Below are 13,777 nucleotides of genomic sequence, written 5' to 3'. Positions count from 1 at the left end.
GGCGAGCGCGTCGTCAAGGAGGCTCAGCCCTCCTTGTCGTACGTCAGCCCCTTGTCGGTGCCGGTGTTCTCGCGGTGCAGCCTGCCGTTCGGGAGCAGCGTCACCGTGCTCGGCTGGCCCGGTCTGCAGGAGCTCGCGGGCTGCCCGACGACCACGTCCGTCGGGCCGATGCGCAGGGTGTTCCCGCTCGCCGAGACCAACTTGCCCTGGAACACGCAGTGATACGTGCCGCCCGTGTCGGTCGGGCCGTCGGCGGTGATCGAGACGACGGTGTCGCCGACGTCGCCCTGCTGGAGGACGAGGCGCCGTGAGTTGCTGCCCAGGTTGTTCTGGATGGAGCCGTTCCAGGTGCCGAGGAACTTGTCCGGGACCGTGCCCTCGTCGTTCTTTTCGTCGTCCTTGGACGCCGGGGAGGTGGGCGTGGTCCCGGGCTCCGACGACCCGTCATCGCTCGGCGTGCCCGGGGTCGAAGGCGCGTTGCTCGACGGAGACTTGGAGTTCGTGCCGCCCGCCTTGGGGGAGCCGTCGCCCTTCATCACCGCGTACACCGTGCCGCCCGCTCCTATGGCCACTATGACGGCCACCGCGATGAGCGCCGCGGTGGACCGCCCGCTGCGGCGCGGGGGCTCGCCCTGGGGGTGGACGAGGGGGCCGTACGGAGGCGTGGGGCCGTACGGGCCCTGCTGGGGGTAGCCGTAGCCGGAGGGGGGTTGCTGCGGGTGTGGCTGCGGGTGCTGTTGGGGATAGCCGTACGCCGAGTTCGGCGGGGGAGTGGGCGGCGGTGTCTGGCCGGTGATCATCGTGGGGAGATGGTCCAAGGGGGCCGCCTCGCCCGGTCTGCCGGGCGGCGGTGGAGTATCGCCGACGGCGGGGGCGGGCCTGGCTCCGTTGCCTTCTGGGGAGGGGGAGGGAGGAGAAGCGGGAGGGGGAGGGGGAGATGCGGCTGCGGCGCCGGCCGCAGCGGCACCAGCAGCGGCAGCCGCCGCCTCGGCCTCCGCGACGGCCGCCTTGGGTGCGCCGCCTCCAGCTGCGCCCCCGCCCTCGTCCGGGTTCTCCGTGTCCAGCAACTGCACTGCGTGGCGCCCCAGTTGGGCCACGAGCGCGCCCGGAAGCCACGGGTCCCGCGTCCGGCCGCCGTCGCCGAGTGTGTCCTCGGCCCCCGTCCGCTCAAGGATCTGCTCCAGCGAAGGGCGGTCCGCGGGGTTCTTGCGCAGGCAGTCGCCGACCAGCTCGGCCAGCTCCTCCGGCAGCCCCTCCAGGTCCGGCTCCTCCTGCGCGATACGGAACATCAGCGCGTGCACACCGCTGTTGGCCGTGCCGAAGGGCAGCGCGCCCGAAGCCGCGTACGCGAGGACCGATCCCAGGCAGAACACGTCGCAGGCCGGGGTGATCCGGTCGCCGCGCACCTGCTCGGGCGCCATGAAGCCGGGCGAACCGACGAGCGCTCCGGTGCGCGTCAGGCCGCCGTCGGTGACCGTTTCGAGCGCGCGGGCGATGCCGAAGTCGATGACGCGGGGCCCGTCGATCGTGACGAGGACGTTCGACGGTTTCAGGTCGCGGTGGATGAGGCCCGCCGCGTGGATGTCCTTGAGGGCGTTGGCGAGCCCGGCCGCCAGTATCTTCACCGACCGCTCGGGCAGCGGCCCGTGGTCGTGCGAGACGACGCTCTGCAGGGAGGGCCCCGCGACATAGCCCGTGGCCAGCCAGGGGATCGTCGCCTCGGTGTCCGCGTCGAGCACCGGCGCCGTCCACGCGCCGCCGACCCGCCGTGCCGCCTGCACTTCCTGCCGGAAGCGGTTCCTGAACTCCTCCTGCTCGGCGAGCTCTTCACGCACCAGCTTCACCGCGACCGTACGTCCCCGGTCGGACCTGGCGAGATAGACGTGCCCCATGCCGCCCGCGCCGAGTCGCGCGAGCAGCCGATAGGCGCCTATTCGCTGTGGGTCCCCGGGCCCGAGCTTCTCCATCGCCGCGCCGACCTCCCCCGTTGGTGTGCAACAGATCGAGGATAGTGCGGCGGTAGGACATCGGGGCACGGACTGCCTGCTACGGCTCCGTAACGGGTTGTTCCGTATCCACGTCGGACAGGACGTCGGAAAGCCGCTCCAACACCCGTACGGTCTCGGCGAACTCCTCGTCGCCGAGCGCTTCCGCGAGCCGGGCGGCCCATTCCGCGTGGCCGGGGTCGATCTTCCTGACGGCGGCCAGGCCCTCGTCCGTGGGGCGCAGGAGCTTGGCGCGGCGGTGGGCCGGGTTCGGCACGTACTCGGCGAGGCCGCGCCGCACGAGGAGGTCGGCGACGCGCTGCACGCTCTGCCGGGTGATGCCCATCGCACGGGCGATCCCGGCGACGGGCAGCGGCTCGCGCAGGACGGCGCCGAGTACCTGCCACCAGGCGGCGGTGAGTCCGCCCGCCGTTGCCAACTCGTCGGCCACGGAGAGGAACTGGCCGTTGAGCCGGAAGACGCCGAGGGCGGTGCGGGAGAACAGGTCCTGCTGCTCCCGCACCCGCTCCTCATGAACGCGCTCGCGGTCGGCGCTCACGATTCGAGCACCTCGTACGCGGACGCGTCCGAGTCGTGGAACAGGCGGTACCAGGCGTCGAGCTTCGCGCCCTCGAAGGCGCCGAGCCGCCCGAGGATCTCGCGGGCGAAGGCCACCGGCTCGGTCGGTCCCGCCGTGGTGAGCCCGCCGTCGGTGACGGCGTCCGCGTCCACGTACCGCTCGCCGCCCTTGTATCCCGTGGCCGCGAGGTAGAACGACACCGCGCTGGTGTGCGCGCGCTCGTCCAGGAGCCCCTCCCGGGCGAGCCCGGCGGTGGCCCCGCAGATCGCGGCGACCGGCACGTCCGCGTCGAGGAAGGCGCGGGCGGTGCGGCCGAAGGGTGCCAGGTCGTCGCCGGTGTCCCACAGGTCGGCTCCCGGCAGGATCAGGAGCGCGCTGTCCTCGGGCCGCAGTTCGGCGAGGGTCAGGTCGGGCTGGATGCGGACGCCGCCCACCGTGGTGACGGGGTCGAGGGAGTCCGCGGCGACGGTGCGGATCTCGTACCCGGCGCGGGCGAGGTACGCGGTGGCGTGACCGGGCTCCCAGTCGGCGAGGGTGTCGTAGACGGCGAGGTGCACGGGCTTGCGGGACATGGCTGCCTCCGTTGGACGGGCTCCGTGGTGCGCTTATGTAAGCATGCTGTCATCAAGACAGCATGCTGTCAATAAGTACCCACGGGCCGGCTCCGGCTCGTTAACCCTCACCGGGGGCGGCCTTAACCCGCCGATCCCTAGCGTCCTGGTCATGGACAGCGCAGAGAACCTCGGACAGATGGCGGCCCACCTCGGCCTCGACCTGGTGGCCGTGACCCTCCTGACCTTCGGGGTCTTCTATCCACGCCACCGCAGAAGGGAGTTGGTCCCCGCCTATCTCGCCCTGAACGTCGCGCTCTTCGCGGTCGTCTCCGCCCTGGCGAGCGCCGGCGGCAACGGCGGGCTCGCGCTCGGTTTCGGGCTCTTCGGGGTGCTCTCGATCGTGCGGCTGCGCTCGGACGCCGTGCAGCACCAGGAAGTCGCGTACTACTTCATCACCCTCGTCCTCGGCCTGCTCTGCGGCCTTCCGGGCCTCGACCTGCCGGTCGCCGCCGGGCTCGCGGCCGTGCTGCTCCTGGTGATGTACGGGGCCGACCATCCCCGCCTCTTCGCCGGTGACCGGCGCGCGGTCATCACCCTGGACGCCGTGTACCGCGAGGAGAGCGCGCTCCGTGCGGAGCTGGCGCGGCGCCTGGGGGAGCCGCTCGGCTGGACCGTCCAGGAGATCGACTACGTACGTGACCTGATGGTTCTGGAAGTCCGCTTCCGGCAGCCGGAACCTTCCGAGCGGGCCGGGGAGTTCATACGGACAGCACCACGACGCCGCACGACCCGGTCACGCACGCCTGCCGTCCCCCACCAGAAGGAGACCGTGTGAACCCCGCCGTACGCGCCATCGGACGCGCCGCGCTCGCCGCGCACCCCATCTCGCTCGACGAGGTCAACGCGCGCGCGGAGCTGCTCGCCCGCTACGACAACAGCTATCTCGTGCCGGTCGAGATCTTCGACGACCTGGCGGCGCTCCTGACCGATCCGCGCCGCGCGTCGGGGCCCTTCCGGGCGCTGAGCATCGGCGGAAAGCGCTGGTTCAGCTACCACTCGACGTACTACGACACTCCTGAGCTGCTCACCTACCACCACCACCGGCAGGGCAGGCGGCTGCGCTACCGCATCCGGGAGCGGGTCTACCAGGACAGCGGGGAGCGGCAGTTCGAGATCAAGCTGAAGAGCGGCCGCGGCGAGACGGTCAAGCACCGTCAGCGTCTTGACGGCGACGACCGCGTGCTCGACGCCGAGCGGCAGGGTTTCCTCGCGGGGGTGCTGAGGGGGTCGTACGGCATCGAGGCGCCGGGCGGTCTGACCACGGCGCTGGTCACCGAGTACCAGCGGGCGACGTTCGTCGCCGACGGCCAGCGGATCACGTGCGACGCGGGGCTCGTGGTGCGGGACGTGGCCACGGGCCGTTCGGTGGAGGCGGACTCCGGTCTCGTCCTGGTGGAGACCAAGACCCAGGGGCACCTGACGGAGGCGGACCGGGTCCTGCACCGGTACGGGGTGCGGGCCGCGGAGTTCACGAAGTACTGCGGTGGGTTCGCGGCGCTGCGGCCCGAGCTGGGGATCAACCGGTGGGCTCGGGCCGTCCGGGTCGCGTTTCCGCGGGCGCCCGGGGGAAAGTGAGGGACACCTCGGTGCCGCGGGCCGCGTCCGAGGTGATGGCGAAGGTGCCGCCCGCGTCCTCCGCCGTCCGGCGTGCGATGTCGAGGCCGAGTCCCGTGGATCCGCCGCCGCTGGTGCCGCGTTCCGCCGCGTAGGTCGGCGGGAGGCCGGGGCCTTCGTCGGCGACGGTGAGTTCGGCGGTGCCCTCCGGGGTCGTGCGGACGGCGATGCGGAAGGGGGTGCCCTGGGGGGTGTGGTCCAGGACATTCCCGATGAGGGCGTCGATGGCCGCGGTGAGGTCGTCCTCGGGGACGGGCACGGGAACCGAATCCTGCCCGGCCGACGTCTCCGCCGCCCGCCCCTGATCCTCCGCCAACGGCAGCCAGAACGTGGCGCGTTCGCGGGCCACGGCGGCCAGGTCGGCGTACGGGGCGTCGCGGAAAGGACGGCGGGCCTTGCGGATCACGTCGTCGACACTGCGCTCCAGGGCGGCGACGTCCACGGCGATGCGGTGCGCCTCCTCGGAGTCGCGCAGGGTCTCGGCGTCCAGGCGGAGGGCGGCGACGGGCGTGCGCAGGCGGTGGGCGAGGTCGGCGGCGTTCTCGCGCTCGGCGGTGAGGAGTTCGTCGATGCGGGCGGCGAGGCGGTTCAGCTCGCCCGCGACCAGGCGGAGTTCGGGCGGCCCCTCCGGCGTGGCGCGGGCGGTGAGGTCACCGGCGGCGAGGCGGTCCGCGGTGCCGGCGAGCCGTCGGGTGGCGCCGACGAGCCGGGCGCCGAGCCGGTCGGCCAGAAGCAGCCCGATGAGAACGAGACCGACCCCGATCCCGGCGAGTACGAGCCAGGAGGTCATGGTCCCGGCGTACAACTGCCGCTCGGTGACGGCGACTTGCACGACGGCGGTACCACCGGCCGCGCCCTGCACGGGTACGAGGACCTGCCGCCCGCCCGTCGAGGGCTCATAGGTGAAGGCCCGCCCGGTACGCGCGAGCCGGATGGCATCGGTGACACGAGCCCGGTGCCGCCCAGGGCTCGGCCCGATGACGGTCCCGTCCCCGAGCACGAGCGAAGTAACGGGCAGATTCCGCGCGTTGACGCTCTCCACGGTCTGCTCGGCGGTCTCCCGCTCGTCCGCCGTGGCGAGAGCGGGCCCGAGCGCATGCGCCACCCACTGGGCACGGGCGGTGGCCTCGGCGGTGGTGCGGTCGGCGGCGTGCGAACGGGTGAGGAGGGTGAGGGGAACAAGGAGGGCGGTCAGCACGAGGGCGGTGGTGGCAGCGGTAAGAAGAAGAAACGTCCGCCGCATCAGCTGGCCCCTGGGCCTTGGGCGGACTCGCCGCCGCGGTTGCTGGCGCCCGGACCGCGCGAGGACTCGCCACTGCGGCTGCGCGCCTCGTGGGTGCTGGCCCCCTCGGCGCCGTCGGGCGCCGGGTTGTGGCCGGGTGTTGCGGGGCCGGACGCCTGGTCGTCGCTGGGCCCCTCGCCGAGGCAGGGGCCTTCGTCGCTGGGCGGCTGGCTGTTGGCGGGGTCCTCGATGTGGTGGGGGGCCTCGTCGGCGTGGGGGGCCTCGCGTTCGTTCTGGGGCGGGCCGTTGTCGTGGGGGCGGGGCCGCGCCGGTATGCCCGTCCTCGCTGTCTCGGTCCGGGCGTCGCGTGCTTCGGCTGGGGAGTCCTGCTTGCTGTGCTCCGGGCGGACATACCGGCCCGTCCCCCCGCGTGCGTCGCGCGACTGCGGGGATGTGGGGGCCGGGGTCTCGTCAGGGGGTGTGAGTTTGACTCCTACCGTGCGGACCGTGTGGAGGTAGCGAGGGGACTGGGCCGTCTCGCCGAGTTTTCTGCGGAGCCAGGAGAGGTGGACGTCGACCGTCTTGTCGGCGCCGCCGAGGGGCTGTTGCCATACCTCGGCGAGGAGTTCGCGGCGGGAGACGACCTGGCCGGGGCGGTGGGCGAGGTAGGCGAGGAGGTCGAACTCACGGGGGGTGAGGTCCACGGGGGCGTCGTCCAGGGTGACTTCACGGGAGGCGGGGGCGATGGCCAGGCCTCCGACGCGCAGCGGCTCCTCCGCGGCATCGGCGGCGCCGAGGCGACGCAGGACCGCCTTGACGCGGGCGTCCAACTGGGCGGCGCCGAACGGCTTGACGATGTAGTCGTCGGCCCCGCCCTCCAGGATCGCCACCATCTCCGGTTCGTCGTCACGCGCGGTCGCGACGATGACGGGTACGTCGCTGACGGCGCGGAGCATACGGAGGATCTGGGCACCGTCGACATCCGGCAGCCCCAGGTCGAGCACGACGAGGTCGGGGCGGTTGGTGACCGCCGCGTCCAGACCTGCCATGCCGCTGGGCGCGGTGGCGACGGCGTGCCCTTTGTCGCGCAGCGCCCGCACCAGGGCGCCGCGCAGCTGGGGATCGTCCTCCACGACGAGAAGATGGGCCATACATCCACCGTAGTCAGGTGCTTTGGGCGGCCCTTAACCGGGCGTTAGGAAACTGTGCGGCACAGTGGCCGGATGAGGAAGTGGCGGAGCGCGGTGGTGACCGCGGCATGGGTGGCGGTGGGCACGGCTGCCGGGGCGCTCGGCGCCTGGCAGTTGGCCACGTCGGACAGCGGGGGAGGCGCGGCGCACAGCCGGCCCCTGGACGAAGGCGCGGTGGAGAGGGCGTTGGCGGCGACGTCGGCGTCACCGCGGACCTCCTCCCGGCCCACGTCACCGACACCATCACCGTCCGCGACGCCCTCGAAGTCGCCGCCCGACCGCTCCACCCTCCGCTTCACCGGAGGGACGGCGACGGTCGAATGCCGGGACGACGGGACGGTCTACCTCGTCTCGTGGAGCCCGGCGGACGGTTTCCACATCGACGACGACGTGGCACGGGGCCCGGCAGCGGTGGCCCGCCTGGAGGCGGAACCGAGCGATGACGACGACGAGCGGGACGATCTGCCGTACGAGATCAGGTGCGGGGAGGGGGGCGAGCCGCGGGCGAGGGTGGTGGCGGATGACTGAGGGGCTGAGTCCCAGCCCGTCCGGCGTTCGAGGACGAACTCGGCGAAGCCGGTGATGTGGGCACGCAAGGCCCCCGCGCCGGAGAGGGCCCCGACACACTGTCCAGTACCCCCCGCCCCCACAAAACAGGACGCCCATGTCGAGTCCACACCCTGGACACTTACCCTCGCCCACATGACCCCTCAGCCGAACCCGAACCCCCAGGTCGGCGCCGCCGTAAAGGCGGCGGACCGCGCGCACGTGTTCCACTCCTGGTCCGCACAGGAGCTGATCGACCCCCTCGCCGTAGCCGGCGCCGACGGCTCGTACTTCTGGGACTACGACGGCAACCGCTACCTCGACTTCACCAGCGGCCTCGTCTACACCAACATCGGATACCAGCACCCGAAGGTCGTCGCCGCGATCCAGGAGCAGGCGGCGAAGATGACGACCTTCGCCCCCGCCTTCGCCGTGGAAGCCCGCTCCGAGGCCGCACGCCTCATCGCCGAGCGGACCCCCGGCGACCTGGACAAGATCTTCTTCACCAACGGCGGCGCGGAAGCCGTGGAGAACGCGACCCGCATGGCGCGCCTCCACACCGGCCGCCCCAAGATCCTCTCCGCCTACCGCTCGTACCACGGCGGCACCTCCACCGCGATCAACCTCACCGGCGACCCCCGCCGCTGGGCCTCCGACACGGGCTCGGCGGGCGTCGTCCACTTCTGGGCGCCGTTCCTCTACCGCAGCGCCTTCTACGCCGAGAACGAGCAGCAGGAGTGCGAGCGCGCCCTCCAGCACCTCGAGGAGACCATCGCCTTCGAGGGCCCGGGGACCATCGCGGCGATCATCCTGGAGTCCGTCCCCGGCACCGCCGGCATCATGATCCCGCCGCCGGGCTACCTCAAGGGCGTACGCGAGATCTGCGACCGGCACGGCATCGTCTTCATCCTGGACGAGGTGATGGCGGGCTTCGGCCGCACCGGCAAGTGGTTCGCCGCCGACCACTTCGACGGCGGCATCGTGCCCGACCTCCTCACCTTCGCCAAGGGCGTGAACTCCGGTTACGTACCGCTCGGCGGTGTCGCGATCTCCTCCGCCATCGCCGAGACGTTCGCCCGCAGGCCCTACCCGGGCGGTCTCACCTACTCCGGGCACCCGCTGGCCTGCGCCGCGGCCGTCGCGACGATCAACGTCATGGAGGGCGAGGGAGTGATCGAGAACGCGGCCCGCGTCGGTTCGGAGATCATCGCCCCTGCCCTCGCGGACCTCGCCGAGCGGCACCCGAGCGTCGGCGAGGTACGCGGGCTCGGCATGTTCTGGGCCCTGGAGCTGGTCAAGGACAAGGCGACCCGCGAGCCGCTCGTGCCGTACAACGCCACGGGCGAGGCGAACGCCCCGATGGCCGCATTCGGCGCCGCCGCGAAGAAGCAGGGCCTGTGGCCGTTCATCAACATGAACCGCACCCACGTGGTCCCGCCGTGCAACATCACGGAGACGGAGGCGAAGGAGGGCCTCGCGGCGCTGGACGCCGCGCTGAGCGTGGCGGACGAGCACGTGTCCTGACCCGGGGGTCCGACACTCACCCTGGGCTGTCGGCGACGTGCAGCCACTCGCCCGCCACCTCGCCCGCCGCTGCGCGACGGATCACCCCACCCGCCCACCCATGACCCCACCGGGCGATCGAGTGGGCGGGCGGGAAGGATTCGCCGCGCGGCGACGGCACAGGCGCAGACGGCGCCGCACCCGAAAGCGCCCACCGGCCCCCCGGAACCCCGACCGCGTAGTCTGACGTGCTCGTAAGCGAACGACGACCACCTAGACGACTCCGCGAGGGAACCCAGATGCCCGGCACCGACGGCTCCGCCGTCATCCGCAGCACTCTGCGCCAGCAGATCGCCGACGCGCTGCGCGACGAGATCCTCGGCGGCCGTCTGGAGCCGGGCCAGGAGTTCACGGTCAAGGAGATCGCCGAGCAGTACGGCGTCTCCGCGACCCCGGTGCGCGAGGCCCTGGTGAACCTCGCCGCGCAGGGCCTCCTCGACGCCGACCAGCACCGCGGTTACCGCGTGCGCGAGCACTCCCTCGCCGACTACCGCGGCATGCTGGAGGCGCGCGGCCTCGTCGCCGACGGCATCTTCCGGGACCTCGTGAAGAAGGGCACCCCGCTCGGGCCCAAGGGCCAGCAGGAAGCTTCCGCCGCCCTCGTCTCCGTACGCCGCCGGGGCGAGGAAGCCGCACGCGCCGCCTGCGCGGGCGACCTGAACGTCCTCATCGGCTACGACCTGCGCTTCTGGCGCGAGCTCAGCGCCCTCTTCGGCAACCCCTACCTCTCGGACTTCCTGCACCGCATCCGCGTCCAGGCCTGGGTCTGCGCCGTCACCTACCTGCGCCGCGCCGCCGAACGCGGCGACGGCGACCTGCGCGGCACCCTCTGGGCCCGGCACACCGAGCTCGTCGACGCCCTCGCGCACCGCGACCCCCAGGCCGCGCACGCGATCGTCGAGGAGTACAACGCCCACTCCCTCGCCCTCATCGAGCGGCTGGCAGCTGCATGAGCGTGGATCTGACCGTCGTCGTCCCCGCCTACAACGAGGAGCGGCGCCTGGCCCCCACGCTCGCCGCGATACGGGCGTATCTGGAGGGCGGTACCGAAGGGGGCGACCGGGACCTCCGGTGGGAGCTGATCGTCGTGGACGACGGCTCCACCGACGGCACCCTGGACATCGCAGCCGACGCCGAGGCCGCCGACCCCCGCGTCCGGCTCATCCACTCCGACCGCAACCGCGGCAAGGGCCACGCCCTGCGCATGGGCGTCCTCGCCTCGCACGGCGACCGCGTCCTGGTCACCGACGCCGATCTGGCCACCCCCATCGAGGAGCTGGAGTGCCTCGACAAGGCGCTCGCCGACGGCCACGCGGCGGCGATCGGCTCCCGGGCGGGAGCGGACGCCACGATCGAGGCGCACCAGCACCGCGTGCGCGAACTCCTCGGCCGCAGCGGCAACTTCCTGATACGAACGGTCGCCGTCCCCGGAGTCCGCGACACCCAGTGCGGCTTCAAGCTCTTCGACGGCGACCGTGCACGTGAGGCCTTCGCCGCGTCGCGCCTGCGCGGCTGGGGGATAGACGTCGAGATACTGCAGTACTTCCGCCGCTCGGGCTGGCCGGTCGCCGAGGTGCCGGTGCGCTGGGCGCACCAGGAGGGCTCGAAGCTCCGGCCGTTCGACTACCTGAAGGTCCTGGCCGAACTGACCGCGCTCAAGGCCCGCGCCGTCCGCCCGATGGACCTGCTCGTCGCGGCGCTCTTCCTGGCCATGGCGATCACCCTCTACTCGGGCCGCTGGGTGGCACCGGGCGAGCGCTATCTCCCGGACTCGCTCCAGGACCAGAACCAGTGGGAGTGGTTCTTCGCGGTGACGGCGGACAACATCCGCCACCTCCAGAACCCCCTCTTCACGACCCTCCAGAACCAACCCGACGGCGTGAACCTCATGGCCAACACGGTCATGCTCGGCCTCTCCGTCCCCTTCGCCCCCGTGACCTGGCTCCTCGGCCCCGCAATCGCCCTGAACGCGGCGATGACGCTCGGCCTGGCCGCAACAGCGGTCGCCTGGTACTGGCTGATCCGCAGGCGTCTCGTACGGCACCGGGGCGCGGCGGCCGTCGGCGCGGCGCTTGCCGCCTTCGCGCCGCCGATGATCAGCCACGCGCACGCGCACCCGAACTTCATGGTCCTGTTCATGATCCCGCTGATCATCGACAGGGCGCTGCGGCTCTGCGAGGGGGGCGGGGGCGGGGGCGCGGGCGCCCGGGTCGTACGGGACGGGGTCGTCCTCGGGCTCTTCACGACGTACCAGATCTTCCTCGGCGAGGAGCCGCTGCTGCTCGCCGCGGTGGGCATGCTGCTGTTCGCGGTGGCGTACGGGGTGGTGCGAAGGGACGTGGCGCGGGCGGCGATCCGCCCCCTGGCGCGCGGCCTCGGGGTGGCCGTGGCGGTCACCGTCCCCCTGGTGGCCTTCCCCCTCTACTGGCAGTTCTTCGGGCCGCAGAGCTACACGAGCGTGCTGCACGGCGACAACGCGGGCAACAGTCCGCTGGCGCTCATCTCCTTCGCGGAACGCTCACTCGCGGGCAACGAGGAGACGGCGAACGCGCTCTCCCAGAACCCCACCGAGCAGAACGCGTTCTACGGCTGGCCCCTGGTCGCGCTGGCCTTCGCGATCGTCGTACGGCTGTGGGAGCGGACGGTGGTGAAGGCGCTGGCGTGCACGGTCCTCGCGGCGGCCTTCCTCTCGCTGGGCCCGAAGTTCCGCATCCCGCTGACGGACATCGTGCTGCCCGGCCCCTGGGCGCCCCTCTCGCATGCCCCGCTCTTCGAGTCGGTCATCGAGTCGCGGGTGGCGATGGTGTGCGCCCCGGCGCTCGGCATGCTGGTGGCGCTCGCGCTGGCCGGGCTCGTCGCTCCGGCGCGCGGGATGACGGCCGCGCGGTACGCGGGCGTGGCCGCGGTCGTCCTCGCGTTGCTGCCGATCGTGCCGGCGCCGCTGCGGGCGGTGGAGCGGGCCGAGCCTCCCGAGTTCATCGCCGACGGGACCTGGCGGCAGTACCTGGGAGAGGGCGAGTCGCTCGTACCGGTACCACTGCCGGACCCGGCGGGCGCCGAGGCCCTGCACTGGCAGACCACGGCCGACCTGGGCTTCTCCCTGCCCGGCGGCTACTTCAACGGGCCGTGGGGCCCGGACCGCGTGGGCATCTACGGGGCGCCGCCCCGCAATCTGTCGACCCTCCTGCGGGACGTCCGCTCGGCGGGCCGCGCCCCGCAGATCACGGACGCGTGGCGCAGGGCGGCGCGGGCGGACCTGGCGCACTGGAACGCGGGCGTCGTGGTCCTCGCGCCGCAGGAGCATGACGCGGAACTGCGGGTGACAGTGCAGGAACTCCTTGACCGCCCCGGAAAGTGGGTAGACGGGGTGTGGATCTGGGATCTGCACAAGGGGAGCTAGGGGCCCTCCGCCCGCACTACGCTGCCTGAACGCGAGGCACATCCGACGTCCGATATGCCGTCCCGGTACGAGACCGCTTATGAGCCCGACCTGAGGAGCACCCTTGGCCTGTGATCTGTGGCTGGTCCCGCTCGTCGACGTGCTGTGCCACAGCCCCGACAATCCCTTTGCGGAGGAGATCGCGGCGTACGACAAGGCACTGCACGAGGCAGGACTGCCCCCCGTCCCCGTCTTCGCCTACATGCCGGGCCTCTCCGGGGACGTGGCCCCGGTCGCGGGCTTCGACTACGACGCGCTGCATTTCCTGCGCCGGGCGTATCTGCTCCAGGTCTGCGGCCTCGAGGTCACGCCGGTGGACGAACTGGGCGGGGACTACGAGCAGTTGCTGGAGATGTTCGACTCGACTGCTCAGCAGTCGCACCTGGTCTGGCACTACGACCATGCCGGGGCGTACGTTCCTGTCGACTTCCCCGCGCCGCTCTCGAACGACGAACTTCTGTCGGGCGGTGGGCCGTTGGGCTCTTCCCAGGCGTTGCTGCGGGAACTGGAGTTCGTGGCTCCGTCGATCGGTATCGACGCGTCCAACCCTCCTCGCCCGCCGACTCCGCCTCAGGCGCCGACGTCCCTGGAGGAGCCGGCGGCTCCGGCTCCGCCGGACGACAGCCCCTTCGCGAGGGAGCGCCACGTATGGCTGGGCCTGCACGCGGCGACCACCCGAAGCCTGGCGCAGGGCTCGATGATCATCTACAGCTGACTCCTGGCCCCTGGGCCCTGAACCGCGGGCCCTGGACCTCGGGCCTGCTGGCATCTGGCCCTGGGCCCTGGACCGCGGGCCTGCCGGAAGCGCCGTCTCGCCCTCCCCGGCAGGCCCACCCCTCTCCCACCCACCCACCCGACACCCGGCGGCAGCCCTCCGCGTTGAGCCGGCCCGGCAGCAGCCCAGCCCCGCCCGGCTGGCCCGCCCCTTTCCCACCCACCCACCCGGCACCCGGCAGCCGGGGGTGATTTTTCAGCCCCTCCGGCGTTTGAGGAGCGGGGTCTGGGGCGGAGCCCCAGTTTCGGG

At 72.3% G+C, this 13,777-nt stretch carries 11 protein-coding genes and 1 pseudogene; 7 read left to right on the top strand and 5 right to left on the bottom strand.

Annotated features, from left to right (window positions below):
- Window positions 1-23: 23 nt before the first annotated feature.
- The 3 genes from ACIBCK_RS30215 to ACIBCK_RS30205 form a co-directional block, all read right to left on the bottom strand.
- Complete coding sequence (locus ACIBCK_RS30215; protein WP_399395371.1) at window positions 24-1,967, bottom strand: serine/threonine-protein kinase; 1,944 nt, start codon at window positions 1,965-1,967, stop codon at window positions 24-26.
- Between the two features lie 79 nt (window positions 1,968-2,046).
- Window positions 2,047-2,544 carry a MarR family winged helix-turn-helix transcriptional regulator gene (locus ACIBCK_RS30210; protein WP_399395369.1) on the bottom strand — a complete coding sequence of 166 codons (498 nt, stop codon included), beginning with the start codon at window positions 2,542-2,544 and terminating at the stop codon, window positions 2,047-2,049.
- Entirely contained in the window at window positions 2,541-3,137 is a 597-nt protein-coding gene (locus ACIBCK_RS30205) for a DJ-1/PfpI family protein (protein WP_399395367.1), read from the bottom strand. The genes ACIBCK_RS30210 and ACIBCK_RS30205 overlap by 4 nt, the downstream gene beginning before the upstream one ends.
- A gap of 151 nt (window positions 3,138-3,288) precedes the next feature.
- Here ACIBCK_RS30205 and ACIBCK_RS30200 point away from each other — a divergent pair, with 151 nt between their 5' ends.
- Window positions 3,289-3,954, top strand: coding sequence for a DUF4956 domain-containing protein (locus tag ACIBCK_RS30200; RefSeq protein ID WP_399395365.1), 666 nt, complete (start codon window positions 3,289-3,291; stop codon window positions 3,952-3,954).
- Window positions 3,951-4,754: a VTC domain-containing protein gene (locus ACIBCK_RS30195; RefSeq protein ID WP_399395363.1), complete on the top strand. Its 804-nt coding sequence runs from the start codon at window positions 3,951-3,953 to the stop codon at window positions 4,752-4,754. Before ACIBCK_RS30200 ends, ACIBCK_RS30195 begins: the two co-directional genes overlap by 4 nt.
- Here the strand turns inward: ACIBCK_RS30195 and ACIBCK_RS30190 are convergent.
- Complete coding sequence (locus ACIBCK_RS30190; protein ID WP_399395362.1) at window positions 4,696-6,036, bottom strand: sensor histidine kinase; 1,341 nt, start codon at window positions 6,034-6,036, stop codon at window positions 4,696-4,698. The genes ACIBCK_RS30195 and ACIBCK_RS30190 overlap by 59 nt on opposite strands.
- 446 nt (window positions 6,037-6,482) lie before the next feature.
- Window positions 6,483-7,166 (bottom strand): annotated as a pseudogene (locus ACIBCK_RS30185) (response regulator transcription factor); the annotation flags it as partial.
- Window positions 7,167-7,238: 72 nt separating this feature from the next.
- On the opposite strand from ACIBCK_RS30185, the gene ACIBCK_RS30180 reads away from it, so the two are divergent.
- The 5 genes from ACIBCK_RS30180 (at window position 7,239) to ACIBCK_RS30160 (ending at window position 13,468) form a co-directional block, all read left to right on the top strand.
- Window positions 7,239-7,733: a hypothetical protein gene (locus ACIBCK_RS30180; RefSeq protein ID WP_399395360.1), complete on the top strand. Its 495-nt coding sequence runs from the start codon at window positions 7,239-7,241 to the stop codon at window positions 7,731-7,733.
- A 174-nt stretch (window positions 7,734-7,907) separates the two neighbouring features.
- Window positions 7,908-9,275, top strand: a complete 1,368-nt coding sequence (locus ACIBCK_RS30175) for an aspartate aminotransferase family protein (RefSeq protein WP_399395358.1) — start codon at window positions 7,908-7,910, stop codon at window positions 9,273-9,275.
- Window positions 9,276-9,553: 278 nt separating this feature from the next.
- A complete protein-coding gene (locus ACIBCK_RS30170; RefSeq protein ID WP_399395356.1) occupies window positions 9,554-10,267 on the top strand; it encodes a GntR family transcriptional regulator in 714 nt (237 codons plus the stop codon).
- Entirely contained in the window at window positions 10,264-12,714 is a 2,451-nt protein-coding gene (locus ACIBCK_RS30165) for a glycosyltransferase (RefSeq protein WP_399395355.1), read from the top strand. Before ACIBCK_RS30170 ends, ACIBCK_RS30165 begins: the two co-directional genes overlap by 4 nt.
- A 103-nt stretch (window positions 12,715-12,817) precedes the next feature.
- Window positions 12,818-13,468 carry a hypothetical protein gene (locus ACIBCK_RS30160; protein ID WP_399395353.1) on the top strand — a complete coding sequence of 217 codons (651 nt, stop codon included), beginning with the start codon at window positions 12,818-12,820 and terminating at the stop codon, window positions 13,466-13,468.
- Window positions 13,469-13,777: the final 309 nt, after the last annotated feature.

The sequence above is a fragment of the Streptomyces sp. NPDC051218 genome (assembly GCF_044455475.1).
Lineage (GTDB): Bacteria > Actinomycetota > Actinomycetes > Streptomycetales > Streptomycetaceae > Streptomyces.
This window is presented reverse-complemented; position numbering and strand designations above follow the sequence as displayed.